The organism is Escherichia sp. SCLE84, from assembly GCF_012584495.1.
Taxonomy (GTDB): domain Bacteria; phylum Pseudomonadota; class Gammaproteobacteria; order Enterobacterales; family Enterobacteriaceae; genus ECMA0423.
This window is the reverse complement of record NZ_CP051431.1, coordinates 197,147-217,533: the sequence shown is the minus strand read 5'-3', so window position 1 is coordinate 217,533 and position 20,387 is coordinate 197,147. Positions and strand designations below refer to the sequence as shown.

The following is a 20,387-nucleotide window of genomic DNA, read 5'->3' as shown; positions in this document are numbered from 1 at the left end:
AACTTAACTCGTCGGTGATAAGATTTTCATTTGGCAAACTGTTTATAACATATTCTTGCAAATGCTTTTTACGCATTAACCTAAATGCCATAAGCATTCCAGTAAATGCCTTCCTTATTCATTCAAATGCTTTTCGCATGCATCCGAATGCCGGATCCTTTCATAAAGTCACTATAATCAATGAGTTAAAGATGCCGTGATCTTTACTTGAACTCTATTGATCTTTAGTGATCTAAAGAATTGATCTATCCTGTTGAAAACAATGATAAGTCCATATAAAACAAGGAATAGCGCTCCTTTAACAATATCTACAGATCGCAAACGGAAATGAACGAGGGTCTACTATCATTGTTTTATTCAAGACAGTTTTTATTTTAATTTTATTAAGCAAATTTTTTGAGTTTACCTTTTAGATGTATCAGCCCTATTTGGCAAATTTGAGGTTCATGTATCATGTAGTAAACAGGAGGAAGATATGAACAACAGCAAACATACAGTCATTGAAGTGGATACTAATCTAGTTGAAATTGAAAAGGGATTTAATCCCCGAGAGGCGGTAATCGGAGATTTGTGTTACGAACAAGAACCTGTCAAGTCGATGATTGTGTCAATCAAACAAGCCTTTAAGGAAGGAAGGCAGGTTGATATGATCAAGGTCGTAAAAAGAAAAGGTAAATATTTAGTTCGTCAAGGTCATACTCGTTTTCATGGCTTAAAATTAGCAATTTCTGAAGGTGCTAATATTCCAAAATTATCTGTTATCCTAATCGATTATAAAAACGAAATTGAAGAATACCTTGAGAACCTCGATGGTAACAGAAGCAATGGGCTAAATCCGGTTGGGCAAGCTCATGCATTAGCTCATGCTGTTAGTCTCGGGTATTCGGTTGAAGAACTAGCAATGCGATATCAACGATCAACTACCGCAATTCGTAATATGCTAAAAATCCTTGATATGCCATTAGAGCTTCAACGTTTGATTAGCCTAAATCTAATCAAAAAAACGCTCGCCATTGAAATAATGTTAAAATATTCCAACGATCACAAAATGGTTTTAAAACATATAGAAGGTTTCTTACCTGGCGTTAAGAATATTGAGACTACAACGAGCAAAATTGTAGGCATACCTGAACACAATGCAGCTGGAGCAGGACCAGACACCTTAAATAAAGGCGGACCAGAAAAGAAAAATTCGGCAGTCACTCGTAAGACTTTGGGTATTAAGCGCCTCTCGCATAAGAAAACAGAACGGCTAAAATCTGAATTTCTTGAGCTTGTGGAAAGTACACATACGGAATCTATAACGAATACTCAAACAGAACTAAAATTTGGTAGAGATAGTGCACACTTGTTCAAAAATGTTAATAGTAATAATGTAATATTTTCCAATGATGGTGTTCAAATAATCTTGAATGATGAAAAGCTAAATATTTTATTGTCTTTACTTAACGACGAAAATACAGCAATCATTGTTTCTAAACCAAAATTAGAAGAGCTTCTGGAAATTCGAGATCTCCTTAAGGAATATTAAAAACGAGGATTAGTTGAGTGATTAAACCTATAAAGCTGACTCTTATCGATAATTATAGTGATTTGCTTCTAACTCATGAAGTCCTTAAACGCAACATGGAAGAGTTAGAACACGGTAAACGTTTTGATCAATTTCCTGAAGGGCATGACCACTATGAAAAAACTGTGAAAGAAGCTGTAGCAATCGTAGAGGCACGTTTGGAGGTGTTTCGAAAATGAAATCTCTTTTCTTTACTCTTGATGGTCATATGGTACCAGCCTCAGTGAATGTATCACTTAACGGAGATGGAAATTATTATGCACCTATCGAAAGAGAATGTAACGAATGTGCGGGCACAGGCCACAAAGGGGCTGATTTATGTGAAAAGTGTCATGGGGTACAAACAGTTGGACCCATTATTGAAAAATTAGTGGCACTAGAGCCAATTACCTTTCTCGATAACATTCCGGAACTGCGTGTTAACCCAACACTCGAAGCATGGAAATCCAGAAACCACGTCCTTATTGAGAAAGCAAAAAAGGCTAACACTAAGTTTTCTAATAGTATATTGGCGCAATTAGACAATAACCGTTTCTTGACAGAACGCCAGCTGGATTGTTTATTTACAACTTTTGATGTGATGTTGTCTGAAACTCCGGAAAATGAACAAGAAATTTTAAAACATAGCTACAATATCGGCCAGGTCATAAGCATTGAACTAACATTTACTGAAGTCAGGGCCGCGTACGCAAAAAGTAAAGGGAGTTATTTTTTTACATTTACTGGTAAAGTTAGAAATGACGGGATCGCTTTAACGGCCGATAAACAGGATCACATTTTATTGGGTGAACGTTATCATTTGACTGGAAAAGTCAGAAAATTCTATGAATTTGATTCGAAAAATTATGCTGCAATAACAGTTTTTAAGTTAAATAAACTCCAAGACAGTTAAATGTTTTTGCTGCTTAAATATAGAGCCAAGACTTTAACTGTCGTTAGGACTCACTCACGTAATATTGTTGCTTACGCAATGGGTTTTATCCCTCATAAAGATCTGCGAGTATAAATCTTTTACATTTAAATTCCCCTCTATCAGAACCTTTTCTATTGTAAAAAAATGATAATCTTATTAATTATAATTTTAATTTTTTGTATACCAATACCATACAGTTAAGGCTAAAAGGTGATGATGGAGATGGACTTTAAAATGCACAATGATCTGGGTCTCGGTTTCATTTGTAAAAATGCAAGAACATCGTCAAAGCCAACGTTAAGAAAAGTTACTTTTCCGGTAAGCGCATATGAAACGTCTAAGCTTTCTTTAACCGGTTTTCAATGCCCCACAGCCTGCCGTTTTCCTTTTTTTGTGCTATGCATGATAATCCATAACCATCTTTCGTCTGCATGCCCTATCACCCAAAATGAATGTTCAAATCATATCTCGCAATTTTCTATCGACATTAAAGTACAAGATTGGCTTAGCCGTTCAAGAGTAGCGTTTATTGATTTCCATAATCTTAGAAATACAGATAAAACCACTTTAATAACAGTGAACCATCTTGAAGCTTTACTTACTGTTATGTCGACTACTCTTGTCGCTTATGTTCCATATTCAAAAAAGAGACTAAACTTTAGCTTTCTAAACTCATTCACTTTGTCTAAAACTTCTCAAAGTTACACATTAACTTTCCCGGTAGTTCTCAGTCCGCTTTTAGATGCTCTTGGCGACTTCATTCAGGAATGCATAACCGAAAAATTGTTAAAACGACGAAATTCGAATTTCATGGTTTACGAGTATCTTAAACGTTCAGGCCAGAGCTCTCATAAAGTGGAGGACATTAATAACGACTTACAGCTTAAAAGTCTAAATATAAGACTTATGAGCGTCCTTACTGGCCTTTCTCAGCAAGGACTCATTTCATTTATTTGCGAAGGAAAGAGGGGCGACCGGAGAATAGAAGAGCTTCAGTTTATACCTTATGTTCAACGAACTTACCCTGAGGTATTAACTTTTGAGGAATGGATTAGCCTAGTTGATTAGAATTTACTCTATTTCAGCACGGCCAGTATTTCTGTTTCCGTTTTCCGTGTATTCGGCTTACTTCCTACGGATCGGTAAGCGCTGAGTCTGTGTATGACGAATCCACGCTCTTCATAGAGGCCCAAAGTGAATGATGTCAGGCTATTTGATATCGCAACAGCAGCGCCTTTTCTGTGAGCGTCAACGAGCATATTTGCTAACAGCACGTGGTCGCTTTGGCTGAACGGTTTACCATCGTAACTGACAAAACTAGTTTTGCTTGTTTTGTCATATGGCGGATCACAGTAAATCTGATCTCCTTCACCGGTTGCGGCCAGAGTCTCCTCAAAACCAGCGGTGATCAGTTCAATACCTGAAAGACGAAATGAAAGGTAGTCTATTTTATTGAGGTCAAGCTTCAGTTCTGTATGTTTCCCCCACGGCACTGAATAGATTCTTTCTGAGTTATAGCGGCACATACCGTTATAGCCCAGGCGATTCAGGGAGTAAAACAAAGCCGCTCTTTGAAGCGATTGACCAGAAATACAGGTTTTGTTGAAACGGTCCCTCATCTCATAGTAGTCCTTTTCGACAAAGGTTTTATCCGCCAAGTTTTGGACCTGATTTATAAAGTTAGTTTTCTGTCTTTGAATAGTCCTGTATAGGTTGATCAAGTCTGGATTGCTATCTGCAAGCAATGCATTTTGTGCAAACATGTTCAGAAAAACGGCACCACCGCCTATAAAGGGTTCTACCCACCGGCAACTATGATCGTGTGGGTAGTGATGGCTGATGAAAGGCATCAGTTTCGTTTTTCCACCAGCCCATTTGATTATCGGCATGTGTCTGAGATGTCGAGTCAAAGTGTCTATACCTGAGAGAGAAATTTAGGTGCTGGTATCGTACCTAACCACGGGCTTTAACTAATAACTTAGGGAGCAAAAAAAAGTTGTTTAAGACGCACAGTTTTGACTTTCAGCATTTCGGATTTATAAGATTTTTCCTCACTTATACCTGAACTTTATGTTTTGGATTTATGTATTTGTTTATGAAGCGATTTTTATGCCATCACAAGTAATGGGGAGCCACCTTTTTTTGTAAAAAATCAGAATAGGCTCAAAAAGTACCTTTTTTGCGAAAAATTATGAATTTTTTTTTCGGTAGTATCCCCGCTACGCAGAAAGTAAGCAGAAAAATGTAACGGAGCCCCTATGAGTGTTTTACTGACAGAACCTACACAGCAAGCTAATGACAAGGTCTTTAAAACGGCCCATGTTGCCTTTTCAGTAGTTACTGGCACAGGCCGTTACGTCACTGGGCTTAAACAGTTCCGTGATGCAAACCCTGAACTTTGTACTGAAGTAAGTGACCAGAAAGCATGGGCTATCCACCCTTCAGTAATTCAGGTCACGCCAGGCTTCAACTCCCGCGAAATGGGAATGGGTGACGATTACTATAAGCTCCCTGAGGTTGAAGAACACATCTACAACATCAAGAATGCCTACATTCGAGGTGACTATGTAGACCCTATCCGAGTACGTGTCATTGATGGGGTACCTTTTGTTCGCCAGGGGCACTGCCGTTTAAAAGCCGCAATGATGGCATGTGATGAAGATCATGACATCACAATCCTTTGCGTTGAGATTAAAGAAGATGAAATTGGCTGTGAGCTCGCGACCATTGATGGTAACCGTGGTCTTGCGCTTTCTCCTGTTGCGCTTGGCGAGTCCTATCGTCGCCTACATTCTCTTGCTGGCTGGTCACTCGAACGAATTGCTCAACGTGAAAATAAAAGCCCGACGACCATCAGTTCTCTTATCCGCCTGACAACCTGTTCTGTTGTTATCAAGAAATGGATTCATGCTGACGCTATTTCGTATGTTAACGTGCTTTCACTGATCGATGAGCTCGGCGAAACAGAAGCAATTTCACGTATCAAGAAGATGATCGCAGAACTTGAGCAGGCCGATGCGAATGGCATCACGGTGAAAAAAACCCAACATGGTCAGGTACGAGTCAGACCTTCAGACTTCAAGCCAGCACGGATTCCGCCGGTTATTGCCACAAAAGCCGTAGAAGGCGTCAAACTCATCACCACCAGCTTATTACAGAAACTGGGGGATATTGAATTGCCGGAGCTGACAGATTCAAGTGCTGACGAAGAAATCAACATTACGTTGAACCGCAGTACTCTGGAGATGTTGAGAAATCTTTCAAAAGAGATCACAGAATCAGAGAACAAGCAGCTTCGCCGTGCGGAGAATCGTCAGGCAAAACTTAATGGTGAGAAGCCAAAATACCCACGTAAAAAAAATGCTAAGAAGGCAGGGGAAGAGACCGATCAGGATACTGACCCACAGCCGGACGCAGAATAATTTACTTTTGGCAAAGTGCTGGTTTTGTCAGAGTCATTAAGGATTCAGGCTTTTTGCCCGCCTTTTTTAAACCTCCATGTATCGTTCTTGCCCCGTTTATGCGGGGCTTTTTTTTTGCTTCTTTCTATGAGTTGACATCTTTAAGTTTTATTCAGAGACATAAAAAACTTTTTCGTGTCACTGAACCTATTAGGTTACTGAGCGACGTTGCTATCCTGGTAAAAGTTTTTTCTAAAGGACCGGTAAAATGTCATCTCTTGATTCTGAAGCTAAACCCGATAATGCAGGTCACAGCGTACTGGCTTTAACAACCTCTCATAGCCTGGTGGTTAGCTCTCCTGAAACATTTCTTCCAGATATGCGCAAAGAGCTCGGCATTATCGCGGATCTTGTTGAGTCCTATAATGATGAACTCTGCTTGTTGAAACTCATGGCTGTCCAGTTCAAAACCCACAATCACCAGAAACTTTATTCTTATCTCTCAGGCTACAACCACAGCATCTCAGAAGCGGATGCTTTGTTCGCAGAAAACGCTCTGAGATCAGAATACTGGAAATGCGTTATGGCACTCACTGATGTTTTGCCTATCATGTCGGATGCCAAACGTAACGAATGGGATAAGCAGTTTACGGCCGACCGTTATATTATGCCGCCTCAGGTGATCCCTGATTTCACAGCTGACGCTGTAGTGGGCACAGTCGTTGCTTTGCTTAATGACCGCAATCAATTTATTAAAGAAAGGGTTTACGACGTCTTCCAGTCTCTGAGCCGCAGTCACAAGACAAACAAAGCTTTTGGGTTCTCCACCCGCATGATCACTACCGGAGTTTGCGAGCCGTCTAAATACCCCTGGCAGAAATTAAGGGTGGATTTTAAAGAGTCTGGCATTTCACCGCTGAGCGAGCTCCGCGTTATATGCGCATTCTTCCGTGGCGAACAGGTGAAGGCGATCCATAACACCAAATCATTGGTTGAGGCGTTGGTCGAACATGAGGGGTTCAGAAAATGGATCTGCATCGATGGCAACAGTATTCGTTTCAGGGTTTACAAAAATGGATCAATGCATATTGACGTCCACCCTGATATCGCCGAGCGGCTTAACAATATTTTATCAGCTATCGTACCGCTGGCATTACCTGCCGACCGTATGGCTCATAGCAAGAAATCTTTGGAGGCATTCCCTGTACTTAAGCAGTGCATCGACTTTGATACCCGGATGCAGCTTTCTGAACTGATGTTTAAAAATGACGGGGACAATAAATGGAGTTGCTGGACATCTTTAGGGTCTCTCGCCGAACGCAAATCTTCGAGTGTTGCCGCTGACACCCTTCGGTTCTTAGGGGCAACAGTAACAAAATACGATGTGACATTTTCCTATGATCCGTGTGAGGTTATTCGTTACATCGGCCAGATAGGGGAGATGCCTGATATTGTATCGCATCAGTTTTACCCTTCATCTTGCCGAATCAGCGAATATGTATCTTCCCTGCTTGGTGCAGGGGAAGGGGATACCCTCCTGGAGCCTAATATTGGCCATGCGGATTTGCTTAAATCATTCCCTGCCGGTGTGATCGTTACTGGCATCGAGCTTGATACTTTGAATTGCCTTATCTCCCGGGCTAAGGGATACGATACGACAGAAGCTGACTTCCTCACATGGTCTAAGTCTAATCAACAGAAGAAGTTTGATTATGTCGTGATGAACCCACCTTTTGCCGATAACCGGGCCAGGCTGCATCTCCAGGCAGCTGCATCTCATCTCGCAGCCGGGGGATCTCTAGCAGCCGTTCTTCCATTATCTCTTCAGGGGCTCGATAACCTTTTGGGGGAAGAATTCCGGACGGAATGGATGGACGTTTTTGAGAACGAGTTTGAAAACACGACCGTTTCGGTTCGCATCCTGTACGCCGAACGTATTCAACAAGAGGAAGTCCTATGAGCAACCAACCCACCAGCCTGCCAGAAGAAGATATTGAGTTTGTTATGGATACCTTTCAGAGGAGCATGGGTAAATCCAAGCCTGTCAGGGATACTCAACTAGAGGGTGAGAAACCGCAAAGTAAAGAGTCCGCAAACTCAACTGAAAACCCCGGTTATGAAGAATTCTATTAATTACGCTCATGATATCCTGGTGCAGTTATTTAGAATGATATTTGAGGGATGGGGGACATTGTGATTAAAAGGCGTAACATTCGACGATCAGTTTATGGATTGCTTATTGTTCTTATCGCCGGAAATGTGTGGTTAGGCCTTAGAGCTGATAAAATTCATAAAGTGCGTTATCAGGATTTCTGGTCACCGGCAACTGTGATTAAAGTAACTGTAATGCCTTCAACGAATGAAACCCAGCTCAGTGGTAAAATCCCTAAATCGGTAAGAGTTTCAAACAATTATGTTGAGTACTCGTTACCGGGCACACTCTCGGCCAAGACCATTTACCGAAGCGTGTTAGAAGATGAGATGCTCACTTTGCTTAATGCTGGAGGTCAACTTGAAGTTAAATACACTCTGGACAAGCAGACAAATCGAACTAAGGTATGCACTAAGTGCTTACGGGTGATTAAAGATATTAACCATCAATATTCAGCCACTGAGGTAAAGCATGGGCAGTCCAAAATTTGAAATTGCTGAGCAAATTAAAATGTGGATCGTTGTTTATCTAGTTTGCTTTTTAGCACTTTACTGTGTGTTAAGCGCTCTACATGCGCTTTATGATCCGCTAAATTTACCAGCCCTGACGTGGCCTATCAGCTGGTTCCTGGTGCCTGAAATGACAAGTTTTGGCAGTGCATTATTAGCTTTTGTCCTAACGCCAGGCCTTTGCTCTATAATTGCTGTTTTATTCGGTAAGTCTATCTTTAAAAAAGCTAAAACAAAAATATAGAGTTAATTAGATTGGTGGCTCAGGTTTATAAAACCTCTCACTAGTGAGGTTTATTTTTTATTTTTGGCTGAGATTAACAGCGTTTTCCATAAATGTATCAATAACAACCGTAAGAGACTGGCTGGTACCATGGCTATACTCAGGCCAGGGTAAAAAAGGATATGAAGAATACGCCATCAACATGATACTGGTTGGGCAACGCCAGTCCGTTGGAACACCTTTACTGTAATGGACAATCATAGCCGGGCGACTACAATCAATATCTCCAGCGTTTTTATCGAGTACGAAAGTAGCCAGAACGCCGGTGTCCTTCTGGGATACGAAAACAAGGCTGTCAGTAAAAATAAAGGCCATTAAGGAAGAGGCCAGGAAAGCGCCAGTAAATAAGGACTTCTTCTCTTTCCAAACGCGTCGAGCATATAACCCCATTAGCGCTACCGCTGAAACCATTCCGTACCACTGAGCACCCAAAGAAAAATCTGTTACTGTTTTAGATGTCATACTTTCATTAATAGTAATCATTGCGACAATGAATGGTGATGCGATTCCAAGTGTTGCTAGGACTATCAGCGATATTTCAGACCGGTTTTCTTTAGCGGATCCTTTACTTATTGCAGACATTGCTCTGAACATAACGAATGTACTGTTGAGCATCAGATGGATTTGCCCCTATATTTCCAGACACCTGTTATCACTTAACCCATTACTGGCCCGCTGCCGTAGATATTCCCGTGGCGAGCGATAACCCAGTGCACTATGCGGATGCCATTCGTTATAATGCTCGAACGCCTCTGCAAGGTTCTTTGCTGCCGTTAACCCGTCTGGTTTAGGCATGATACTGATGTAGTCACGCTTTATCGTTTTCACGAAGCTCTCTGCTATGCCGTTACTCTCCGGACTCCGCACCGCCGTGTTCTTCGGTTCAAGCCCCAACATCCGGGCAAACTGCCGTGTTTCATTAGCCCGGTAGCATGAACCATTATCCGTCAGCCACTCTACTGGAGACGCCGGAAGCTCGTTGCCGAAGCGGCGTTCCACCGCTCCCAGCATTACGTCCTGTACTGTTTCACTGTCGAAGCCGCCCGTAGTGACTGCCCAGTGCAGTGCCTCACGGTCACAGCAGTCCAGCGCGAACGTGACTCGCAGTTTTTCTCCGTTATCACAGCGGAACTCGAACCCGTCAGAGCACCATCGTTGATTGCTTTCTTTCACGGCCACTTTGCCAGTATGTGCCCGTTTCGATGGCGGTACAGCGGTTTTTCGCTCAAGCAACAGCGCATTCTGGCGCATGATCCGGTAAACACGTTTGGCATTGATAGCAGGCATACCATCAAGTTCGGCCTGTCTGCGAAGCAGCGCCCATACCCGACGATAACCATACGTGGGCAGCTCTCCGATAACATGGTGTATACGGAGAAGCACATCCGTATCATCTGAGTGACGGCTGCGGCGACCATCTTTCCAGTCATCGGTTCGTCTGAGAATGACGTGCAACTGCGCACGCGACACCCGGAGACAACGGCTGACTAAGCTTACTCCCCATCCCCGGGCAATAAGGGCGCGTGCGCTATCCACTTTTTTGCACGCCCGTATTCAACGGCTTCTTTAAGGAGTTCATTTTCCATCGTTTTTTTGCCGAGCAGGCGCTGGAGTTCTTTAATCTGCTTCATGGCAGCAGCAAGTTCAGAGGCAGGAACGACCTGTTCTCCTGCGGCCACAGCAGTAAGACTTCCCTCCTGGTATTGCTTGCGCCAGAGAAATAACTGGCTGGCTGCCACACCGTGTTGCCGGGCAACAAGGGAGACCGTCATTCCCGGTTCAAAGCTCTGCTGAACAATAGCGATCTTTTCCTGTGTAGTACGCCGTCTGCGTTTCTCCGGTCCTAAGACATCAATCATCTGCTCTCCAATGACTAGTCTAAAAACTAGTATTAAGACTATCACTTATTTAAGTGATATTGGTTGTCTGGAGATTCAGGGGGCCAGTCTATCAGAAAACAGCATAAGAGCATGTATAACATTGGGTTTCCTCAACCTAGAAGTGATGGTTTCCCTGTTATTTTACATAAATTTGACTCAACAGATGCTTTTAAAATCTCGCTTCCTTGAATTTACAAACATATCAGCACAATTGGCAAACATAAAGGAGCAGCGTCTATCAAAAGTTACTTTTATGATTGGTTGAATACTCATTTTGAAGGCTAAAATCCAAAAAAGTGGATACAAAAAGTTACTTTTGCGTCATCCAGATGCACTGCCGCCATTTTGCATTCTGTACGTTGGTTGCTTTCTCACTTGATGTCTCTTTTAACAGGCAAATTATCACTTTATCCGACCGGACCTTGTAGGCTGAATCCGTAGAATAAGGCTATAACCTATTCCCGGAGCATCATATGCGTAAAACTCTAATTGGCTGCATGGTTGCAACTGCCCTTGCTACTGTATCTTCGGCACATGCTCAGGTATTTAGCTACTCATTTACAGATACCAATAAGGCTGTTCGGAATATCAAACCTGCAACACAAACATATCTTAATCCCGCTGGTGTTTTGACTCTGAACTTGATATCGGGTCTTGATCGGTACGAGCGAGTGACGGTCACACGAGACAGCGATAAAAAGGTTATGTATTCCTCCGTCTCGACCAAAACGAGCGTTGCAGATCGTATCGTTGCTGCCGATGGAACAGAATACTATGGAAAGGATATGGTTCTACCGGCGCTCGGAGAAGGGACCTTTACTGTAGTCAATGAAACTCTGGATATTCGCCAGACTGTAGTGAGCACATCTACTTATCATTTCATCGTTGATACAACTCCTCCACGCTATAAGAGTATTTATCCGAGTCAAAACGCAGGTTACGACATGGTACTTTCTGGGCCACTTTGGGAGTTGGGCCGAGGCGGTAGTGGCCAGTTTTCTATATTTGCAGACGGTATTGAGGATGCTAGTGGAATTGACAAGATCCGTCTTGTCATTAAACGAAGTAATGGTTCTGTGGTCTCCGACAATAACCTGAGTTATGACACAGCCAATAAACGTGCGTTCTATCCGTGGATTAAAGATATGAACACCCAGGCTGGCATGCCCTCAAGTGATCTTGATGAAGAATTCACCTTCAATTTCATCGTTACGGACCTGGCAGGAAATACGCTTAACATTCCTCCCCAGCGGTTTTTATATGACGATCAAATGGGAGAATTTACGCCATTTGCAGTTCATGACTCACGTGTAAGCACCAGTGTTGTACCCGGCATTTCTTCGGGATACGTCCCGTTTAAACGAGGCCTTACAGTGCTGGAAAACCCCTACAAGTTGGTTATACGTATCCCAAGAACTAACTGGAAGCCATATCGAAATGGTGGCATGAGCATTACCAATAACTATGGCGGAGTACAGGTCCTTTCCGAAGATGCCACCTATGTCTACGTGGAAGTTAAGCTGCCACAGGGTGCCTTAGATGGAAACTACTATAGACCTGTGAATACATATCAATGGTCTGGAGGAGATCTTGGTCAGTATGCCAGCTGGCTCAACTGGGATCCTGCCTCTGTAAAGAGTCCGGCTTGGGGAAGTTCACCCATAGAACGACAAAAGGCTGATGGAACATGGTTCAACAGCGTAAACTGGAACCTGTTCAAGGCATCTGATATGCCTATAAAACTTACTAATATCCGATTCAATGTACAGGCCAGGCCATATGATCAAAAAATCACTGGCGGAGCAACATGCAGTATTCCAGCTGGCTCAACAACCTGTACCGTCTCTTTGCCCCAGGATATTATAAATGGCACTACCGGTTATCTTCATAGTGGCTATGAAGTAAGGTCAACCACCGAAGCAACCTTCTTTGCCCCTATATGGGAGAATATAGCCTGGCATACACTGGGTCCCTCCGTCACTGGATTTGATTACAATGAAACCACCAACATTCTCCAGGTTTACGTGAATCAACCTGGAGATGGTTCATATTTCGACCATGTTTATGTAAATCGAGTTTGGTTGTCAGATAAAAACCGTAACAACGCAGAAATAAGCGTAACCGGCAAACAAACAGGTAGAAATATGGCGTCTGGGAACTACACGTATGAGTTCAACATGAAAGAGGTACCAGAAGGCAGTTATAACGTGGTGATTAATGCCCAAGATACATTCAACAATACCGGTAACCTCCCTTATCAAACAGTTGTCGTTGATAATACAGCACCATCTGTAAGTATTAGCTACGAAGGAAAACCGATCAGCAAAAACGTAACAGTATATGGGCTGGAGAACGTCCGTATACAGCTCACCGATGCTCTAACTAAACCATCCTTAAGCCGTATGACTCTTCGCGGTGGCCCTGTTTCTGATGCGGTGGAATTGTCTTGGGTGAATCTGGGAAACAACCTGTATGCACCTAATTATCCCAAGATCTTTCCGTCTCTTAATGAAGGCGAAACATACACTCTCACAGTTCAGGCCAAAGATGAGATGAACAACGTTAAAGAAAGCTCAGTCGAATTTAACTACCTTCCAAACAATCTCGTCAGGCTAGAGAATCTGAAAACCTTAGCTGTCAATGCTTCTCTCAAAACATCTGACAATACTGCTCTGGCTGTTCTGTATGCCAGCCAGCTGCGTAAAAAGGATGGTTCAATCGCTACAGGGCTTCAGGACGCAGTGCTTACTGTCCGTAAGGACGCTGCATTCGGCGTGACTGTAAATGGCGTTTCTGCGATGCCAGGTGAAAGCAAAGAGCTTCAACTGGATTTGGGGCTCGGGGACAGCCGTAGCTTTCCTATTTTCCCTGCTGTATCCGGCCTTACTGGCAGATCTGAGTTCATGATTAACATTGAAGAATTAAAATAAAGCAGGGCTGTTTTGCTGAAGCACAACGGCCGCCTTCTGATGCGCCGTAGCCCATGTTGTTGCAAATCAGTCCGACGTTCATTGCGTAAGTAACGCTTACTGCGGACCATGGTAGTGATTAGACTCACTACCATGGTCATTTCACCACATATCTTCTCTGCATTGCTCTTGTTGGGCAGACTAGTAACTCGTCACTAAATTGCAGCTTTTGTCTTGCTAAGTCGCTGGTATAACTGCACTACGAAATCGTCAAAAGATTTTATCCCTCATGTAGATCCAATAAATGATCCCAAAGGTGCCAGAGAGTACAAAGAAGATCCCGGTACGCTGTAGGCCGCATGGTTACTGGGCTGGAGCATTGTCACTGACAACAGTAGCGACATAAGTGACAACGGGAGTGACTTAAAAGACAATGGTAGAGACTATTTCGACGTTGGTAATGATTTTAAGTGACAATGGTAGTGAGGTTAGACTTAAACTTCCACTGTGAGGTAAGGTGACTCGCATTATTTAAATAAATCATTACTTTCAATTACTTGCGACACGAGTCTGCATGTATGCTTCTATTTCTCAAAAATTTATCCACCGAAAATGCCTGTGGCTGTGATTTAGCTTTGACGACAGTTTTTATCAGGGAGGCAAGTTGAGACCTGTATAAGAACTAAGCATTTATTTATCCCCATTTTCCACAAGGTAGTTCCAATAATTAGTACCTTAGTGTTCCTGATAGATCAAAAGAGATCCCCGCTGCCTCCAGGCCAGACGGCACAAGGCCTGAGACGTGATCAGTGACAACAGTAGTGATTATTTTGACATTAGTAGTGATTATTATAACGTTGGTAATGAGTTTTTTGACATCAGTAGTGATCAGAGCGACAATAGTAGTGACTTTTCATTAGATCTTTTTAACTTGATCTGATCCGTTGTTGATAAGAGTTGCAGGTCATTGTATGCAAAGAGTTTTTGCCAAGTTTTAATGAGTGGAGTCGTTTTTTTAGGTAGAACTTATGCACAGATATGGATCATCACAATGATCCATCCAGTGACATAGAGTTCGCTGGGGCTTACTATTCACCAATCTGTTTACACATTCAGTGATAACTTATTATGACTAAAGAGAAAGATACTGAGCAGCAGGACCTGGTCACCAGGGCTTTCTCTGTTAGAGAGAAAGAATCAGGTAAAGACATCATTTTGCGTCCTAACAGCAACCGTACGGTGCAGTCTATTGCTTTGATGCGGCTCGGGCTGTTCGTCCCATCACCAAAGAGTGTGGGGCGTCAAAATCGGGAATATAAAACGGTTGGCTTTGACGCAACGAAAGAGTTACAGACGCTCTCTTTAATGGAGAGCGAGGGGTTCACCAATATTTCAATTGTCGGTGAGCGTCTTAATATGTCAGTAGATTTTAAGACGTGGATGGGCATCATTCGAACCTATGCCAATCATCCGATTAACAATGACACGATAAGCTTAAAATTCACTGAATTCCTCAAGCTATGTACGCCTGAAAATTATCGCTCATCTACAGCGTCCAGAAAACGTATAGACGCCTCCTTACGCAGGTTAGCATCCGTTACCTTGTCGTTCACCAGTAATAACTCGTCCAAAGTCTATACAACGCATCTGGTACAGTCTGCCCTGTTAGACCCGGAATCAGATCAGGTTGTCCTTCAGGTTGATCCTAAGATTTTCGAGCTCTATCAATACGATCATAAGGTTTTGATGCAGCTGAAGGCAATTAAGGAGTTGGCCAAGAAGGAAAGCGCCCAGGCTCTCTATACGTTCATAGAGTCATTACCGCCAAATCCTATACCGATATCCCTTACTCGGCTGAAAAATCGTCTGAACCTCAAAACACGAGCAAATAGTCAGAATGCTACCGTGAGAAAGGCTCTTGAAGAGTTGGCATCGATAGGATACCTCAAGTACACCGAAATTAAGAAAGACGGAAAAGTATACTTCCAGATTCATAAGCGGGATCCCGATCTGAATTTGAACAATACTCAGCCTCCTTTAGAAGTGGTTGAAGATGAAGAAGAGAACTCAGGGTCTTCTGTTTTAGAAGGTGAGTTATGCCCACCAGCTGACCCGATTGACGGCGATGATGTTCTTACCGTCCATGATTTAACCGCTGAAGAACTGCGCTATATTCGTAGTCTTCGAAGCCAGAAAAAGAACAGCAACGCCAGCTAAAGTTAACCCGGCGGTTTAGGCTCCGGGTGCTAAATTACTTCTTCGATTTTCGTTAGTCCCAGCCCGCTCTTTCACGTCAACGGTAATGAGTCAAAAGTCATTACCGTTGTCATTGTTCTCTACCACCCTATGTAGATCGAGATTGCGAAATTCAACGCTTTCTCCTGAGTCACCTGTTAACACCCGGTTTCTACGCTTTACTTCATTGGCCAGTACATCCAACGGAAAATATCGTAACGGGGTGACAATGGCAGTGAGTTGACCCACTCACTACCATCGACATTCAAATCCCGGCTTCTCTGGTAGCTATAGTGACAATGGTAATGATGTGTACCTTACTGGCATTGTCATTGTCCTCCGAGTGTGCGTTCAGCTTTGGGAGGACACCGGAACTTAATGCGGCGAGTCACGGCCATTGTGAATCTCGATTGGATTGGCGAATACGGCTTCCGGTTGGGCCAGATGTCAATGGTTATGCTTCATCCAGCTCATTACTGTAGTCATTGCCGTTCAGTTGAGCTGATGCTCCTCTCATTCTATATGGCGACAACGGTAGTGAGCCCAGAAAGTGACTACCGTTGTCATGGCCGTCCAGTAGAGCGGGTCAACCTCTTAACTCACAGGGTGACAACGGTATTGAGCCCAGAAAGTCACTACCGTTGTCATGGCCGTCTGGTTAAGCAGATCATCCTCTCAATTCACAGGGTGACAATGGTAGTGAGCCTATTAAGTCATTACCGTTGTCATTGCCATCCAGAAGAGCGGATGATCCTCTCAATTCATACGGCGACAATGGCAGTGAGCCCAGCAAGTCACTTCCGTTGTCATAGCCTTCCAGAAGAGCAGATGAGCCTCTTAATTAACAGGGTGACAACGGTAGTGAGCTCATTAAGTCATTACCATTGTCATGGACGTACAGCTGAGCTGCTCATCCTCTCAATTCACACACCGACAATGGTAGTGAGCTATTAAAGTCACTACCATTGTCATATACGTCCAGTTAAGTGGACCATCCTCTCAATACACACGGTGACAACGGTAGTGAGCCATTAGAATCACTACCGTTGTCATTGCTTTTCAGGTGCACTGATAAGGCTCTCAATAGACACGACGACAATGGCAGTGAGCAATTAGAGTCACTACCGTTGTCATTGCTTTCAGCTGAGCTGATAAGGTACGTCATTTACACGATGACAATGGCAGTGAGCCAATCGAGTCACTACCGTTGTTAATGCCGACCAACCGAGGGAAGGGTCCGCTCAAAGAACTGAGTGACAACAGTAGTGAGATCATCCAATCACTACCATTGTCAGCTTAAACCTGTAGGACGAAGAGGCTTGTCCGATAAAATGACGACAATGGAAATGAGCCTATCCATCACTACCACTGTCATTAAAGTCCAGCGGTTCAACGTTAATCAGTAGCTCCGGATGACAATGGTTGTGAGTCAGGCAATTCCCAAGCATTAGGTGACAGCAGCGTAACACCTCTAAGCTCACTTCTGTTGTCAGGGGTTAGGGTATTGAGTCTCTACCGTCGTCAGTGTTTCTGAGACACCAGTATTGCAGATCACTACAATTGTCACTTAAATATCGACGGGGGAGTAGATGCAAGTGACTGGCTAACCAGTACCAGTTTAGATTCAAAACGATCCCATCTTTGTGGATGCGCTTGAGTAAGCTCGTATGACGATATGTCAGAGAAGTGACAACAGGTGTGAGTTGCCGGACTCACTCCCGTTGTCATCCCCGGTTGAAGGAAGAGAATCCCCGGGGCTGTATATTTACCAGGTATCCTTACTCAAGGGGTTCGACACTCACTCCCATTGTCGTAATCAACGAGTATGCATTGTCTTTTGAAAGCATCGCTGGAAACGTACGATTAAAGTAACTTTTCTTTCGGTTCTTCCTTGCGAATCTCTGAAGACGTACTGGCTGATCGGAGTCGAGGAGGGCAGTAAAATTGAAGCCGTCAGTTTTACTGTCGGCTCCGGGTAGTTACTTCAACTCGTCGATCTGAATCATGAATTCTGAGGTGCCAACTTTCCCATTTTCGGAAGGATAAACGGGTAACAGAAGATTATCCCCCTGGCCCATATCTATTTGCACCTCAACTGACTCGCCTGGAGCCGCCTGTGCCCCATTAAATTTAATACCGAAGGCTGCATCCTTCCGCACAGTCAGCGTTGCGTTCTGGACCCCTTTAGCAATTTCTCCATTTGTCTTACGCAGAACGTTAGTGGACAGGTACGCAAGTGGTACGCCATCTGTCGTTTTGAGAGGTGAACTGACCGACAATGTGCGTAGATTATGTAACTGCACAAGGTTATTCGGTAGATAACTGAACTTCTGAGTATAGGTTTTGGTATTCGACTGACTATCGGCAACTGTTACGCTAATTGAATAATTTTCAGATGGTTCGAAATTTGGGAACAGCCTCGGATACTCAGGCATGTATGTATCTTTGCCTGCCGGTGACCACGTAAGCTCAACGTTATCAGCTGTGGGGCCACCTACGAGCTGAAGACGGGTTATCCTCGGGGTTGTCAGATTATCTGCCAGAGCGATCCTGAGGTTCTCCAGGCCGTACACTACCGTATCGTCTTTTACCGGCTTTCCGTCGAATGTTATGGCCACTGTCGGAGGAGTGTTATCCAGAGCAATTTCTCCGAAAGTTTTATTGGTCTGGTTCTGGAAGAAGTCCCTGATGTTGACCTCAACGTTGTATTTTCCTTCAGACTGACGGGATAAATCATAAGCAATCGTGTAGTTACCTGAGATACGAGATTTGATTACGCCTGTTGGTGACATCCGGGTACCGGTGTTCTTATCGGAAAGATAAAATTCCCTCAATGAGACCGAGTCGAACCAGTTACCATCGCCTTCAAGTGACGCCAGTACATCCAGCTGCTTGTTAGTCTCGTCATATGATATCGAGTTTATTACCGGCAGTTGTTTATTGTTCCAGCGTGTCATAATCCATTGCTCAGACCGCAAAATGGGATTGCTGATGCTGCGAACGAAGTAAAGGATTCTATTGTAGCCCTGGGTACCCAAGGCCATATCAAACGTCTCAGGCGCTTCACACGAGGTTTTTCCTGCCGGAATGGTGCAGGTCGCCTTACCGCCGATCTCCTGTGCAAAGGGCCGGGCTTCAACGTTAAAACGAAGTCGGGAAATTTTAATTGGCAGTCGTGATGAAGCCACACTCTCAAAATCCTTCCACTTAACCCAGTTCCCCTTATCATCGAGGAAATCTACCCAGGTACCCGCAAATGCAGGCGTTTGGTTTGCAGATGGGTTTAGAACGAGGCTGTATGACGGATAATACCCTCCCCACTGGCCAAAGTTCGCCATACGAGCCATATCCCCATTAATTGAGCCATAGGGAAGAGTCATTTCAACATAAGCATAAGTGCTGTCTACAGCTATCTCTTTGGGGGCGGAATATTGATTGATGAACTGAAGCCCACCTTCTGAATAAGCACGGTAGTTAGATTTTGGGATCCGGTAGACTAATCGAATAGGGTTTTCGTTAACGACCATACCGGCTTTGTAAGCCGGATAATTAGAAACCCCGGGTACGACGCTGGAAGACGTATTTGGATCATGAACGGCCCACAGTGTCATCTCACCCAGCGTGTTGTCGTAGCGAAATTTTTGAGTTGGCAGCGTTCGGCTATTACCTGCGTTATCGAAGATAACAACTTTTGCAGTAAAGTCTTCATCCAGGTTGCTGTCTGGTATTCCGGTTCCCTTAACTGAATTCTTAGAGTAAGTGTGGTACATCTTTTGGCCGGATACGTCATACTGCATCTGTGTAGTGCTGTAGAGGCTACCGTCCTGCCTGTAAATATATATTAGGCCCTTATCAATACCATTTGCATCACTTACGCCCGAAGAGGTGAAGTCATACTGCCCCGTTGCCTCTAATCCAAGCTTCCACACGTCACCAGCGGTAGAGCCAGAACCAGTATTAGCGGTAAGAGCATTTGCCGCTGGAGGGGTGACATCAATTAGCCAGTTATAGTTATAGGTCGCTACAGGCTTCTGATTGAGATCTAACACGTTTATCTGAACGACAAATTTGCCTTCACCCAAAGCAGGCAAAGTTACTTTTTTGCCGTAGAACTCACTACCGTCAGCAGCTGTTAGTCGGTCTGATACACCCGTCCGTGTAGTCGTAGTATTAAGAATGACAGTTCCAGTGTCTTTCGTGACTTTGACATTAACGAAACGATCAAGACCTGAAATAAGTGTCAAAGTTACCGGTGATGCCGGATTAAGCATAAGACGAGAAGACGGGGCGTGGATCTCAATACCGTTCGTGTCCTTAAAGGCCGATTCATATATCTGAGCTGGGGCCTGAACAGACATACCGAGTCCGGCTACAGCAGTAATAAAAGCGAGATGTTTCATTCTTATTCCCCTTTAGGTTTGGTGTTATTTTAAGCTTTTCCTAAAGGTCACTATGTTCGTAAAAGTATAAAAAACTTCTCCATATGGTGCTCGAAATTACAAATCTATAATTTGCCTTTCGACAAACCTTATTGT

At 43.6% G+C, this 20,387-nt stretch carries 15 protein-coding genes; 11 read left to right on the top strand and 4 right to left on the bottom strand.

All coding sequences use genetic code 11. From position 1 onward, the window contains the following. Window positions 1-475: 475 nt before the first annotated feature. The 4 genes from HGD79_RS25450 to HGD79_RS25435 all read left to right on the top strand — a co-directional run bounded on the left by HGD79_RS25450 (window position 476) and on the right by HGD79_RS25435 (window position 3,551). Window positions 476-1,531 carry a hypothetical protein gene (locus HGD79_RS25450; protein ID WP_001065779.1) on the top strand — a complete coding sequence of 352 codons (1,056 nt, stop codon included), beginning with the start codon at window positions 476-478 and terminating at the stop codon, window positions 1,529-1,531. A 17-nt stretch (window positions 1,532-1,548) separates the two neighbouring features. Then, window positions 1,549-1,749, top strand: coding sequence for a hypothetical protein (locus tag HGD79_RS25445; RefSeq protein ID WP_000594931.1), 201 nt, complete (start codon window positions 1,549-1,551; stop codon window positions 1,747-1,749). Next, window positions 1,746-2,462: a zinc finger-like domain-containing protein gene (locus HGD79_RS25440; RefSeq protein WP_046788421.1), complete on the top strand. Its 717-nt coding sequence runs from the start codon at window positions 1,746-1,748 to the stop codon at window positions 2,460-2,462. The genes HGD79_RS25445 and HGD79_RS25440 overlap by 4 nt, the downstream gene beginning before the upstream one ends. Window positions 2,463-2,696: 234 nt before the next feature. Beyond that, window positions 2,697-3,551 carry a hypothetical protein gene (locus tag HGD79_RS25435; protein ID WP_000970403.1) on the top strand — a complete coding sequence of 285 codons (855 nt, stop codon included), beginning with the start codon at window positions 2,697-2,699 and terminating at the stop codon, window positions 3,549-3,551. Between the two features lie 8 nt (window positions 3,552-3,559). On the opposite strand, the gene HGD79_RS25430 is transcribed toward HGD79_RS25435, so the two are convergent. Beyond that, the gene (locus HGD79_RS25430) at window positions 3,560-4,372 is read right to left on the bottom strand and encodes a Dam family site-specific DNA-(adenine-N6)-methyltransferase (RefSeq protein WP_001121575.1); all 813 of its coding nucleotides are present in this window, start codon (window positions 4,370-4,372) and stop codon (window positions 3,560-3,562) included. A 369-nt stretch (window positions 4,373-4,741) separates the two neighbouring features. Between HGD79_RS25430 and HGD79_RS25425 the strand changes: the two genes are divergently transcribed. The 5 genes from HGD79_RS25425 to HGD79_RS25405 all read left to right on the top strand — a co-directional run bounded on the left by HGD79_RS25425 (window position 4,742) and on the right by HGD79_RS25405 (window position 8,789). Beyond that, the gene (locus tag HGD79_RS25425) at window positions 4,742-5,905 is read left to right on the top strand and encodes a hypothetical protein (RefSeq protein WP_000114859.1); all 1,164 of its coding nucleotides are present in this window, start codon (window positions 4,742-4,744) and stop codon (window positions 5,903-5,905) included. A 247-nt stretch (window positions 5,906-6,152) separates the two neighbouring features. Then, complete coding sequence (locus HGD79_RS25420; protein ID WP_042634269.1) at window positions 6,153-7,844, top strand: DUF4942 domain-containing protein; 1,692 nt, start codon at window positions 6,153-6,155, stop codon at window positions 7,842-7,844. After that, complete coding sequence (locus HGD79_RS25415; RefSeq protein ID WP_000070863.1) at window positions 7,841-8,017, top strand: hypothetical protein; 177 nt, start codon at window positions 7,841-7,843, stop codon at window positions 8,015-8,017. Before HGD79_RS25420 ends, HGD79_RS25415 begins: the two co-directional genes overlap by 4 nt. A 60-nt stretch (window positions 8,018-8,077) precedes the next feature. Beyond that, window positions 8,078-8,527, top strand: coding sequence for a hypothetical protein (locus tag HGD79_RS25410; RefSeq protein WP_094875903.1), 450 nt, complete (start codon window positions 8,078-8,080; stop codon window positions 8,525-8,527). Next, window positions 8,508-8,789 carry a hypothetical protein gene (locus HGD79_RS25405; RefSeq protein ID WP_000535422.1) on the top strand — a complete coding sequence of 94 codons (282 nt, stop codon included), beginning with the start codon at window positions 8,508-8,510 and terminating at the stop codon, window positions 8,787-8,789. Before HGD79_RS25410 ends, HGD79_RS25405 begins: the two co-directional genes overlap by 20 nt. 57 nt (window positions 8,790-8,846) lie before the next feature. Here HGD79_RS25405 and HGD79_RS25400 read toward each other — a convergent pair whose 3' ends face one another. After that, a complete protein-coding gene (locus HGD79_RS25400; RefSeq protein ID WP_046788420.1) occupies window positions 8,847-9,443 on the bottom strand; it encodes a hypothetical protein in 597 nt (198 codons plus the stop codon). Window positions 9,444-9,458: 15 nt separating this feature from the next. Further along, a protein-coding gene (locus HGD79_RS25395; RefSeq protein WP_152919722.1) for an IS3 family transposase occupies window positions 9,459-10,687 on the bottom strand; the annotation gives its coding sequence in 2 pieces (ribosomal slippage) (window positions 9,459-10,372 and window positions 10,372-10,687; 1,230 coding nt in all). A 494-nt stretch (window positions 10,688-11,181) separates the two neighbouring features. Here HGD79_RS25395 and HGD79_RS25390 point away from each other — a divergent pair. Both HGD79_RS25390 and repHI2 read left to right on the top strand, forming a co-directional pair. After that, window positions 11,182-13,638: an Ig-like domain-containing protein gene (locus HGD79_RS25390; protein ID WP_001572417.1), complete on the top strand. Its 2,457-nt coding sequence runs from the start codon at window positions 11,182-11,184 to the stop codon at window positions 13,636-13,638. Between the two features lie 1,107 nt (window positions 13,639-14,745). Continuing rightward, window positions 14,746-15,834, top strand: a complete 1,089-nt coding sequence (gene repHI2, locus HGD79_RS25385) for an IncHI-type plasmid replication initiator protein RepHI2 (protein WP_000159529.1) — start codon at window positions 14,746-14,748, stop codon at window positions 15,832-15,834. A gap of 1,997 nt (window positions 15,835-17,831) precedes the next feature. Here the strand turns inward: repHI2 and HGD79_RS25380 are convergent. Further along, on the bottom strand, window positions 17,832-20,252 hold the full coding sequence (locus tag HGD79_RS25380; RefSeq protein WP_000681217.1) for an Ig-like domain-containing protein: 2,421 nt from the start codon (window positions 20,250-20,252) through the stop codon (window positions 17,832-17,834). Window positions 20,253-20,387: the final 135 nt, after the last annotated feature.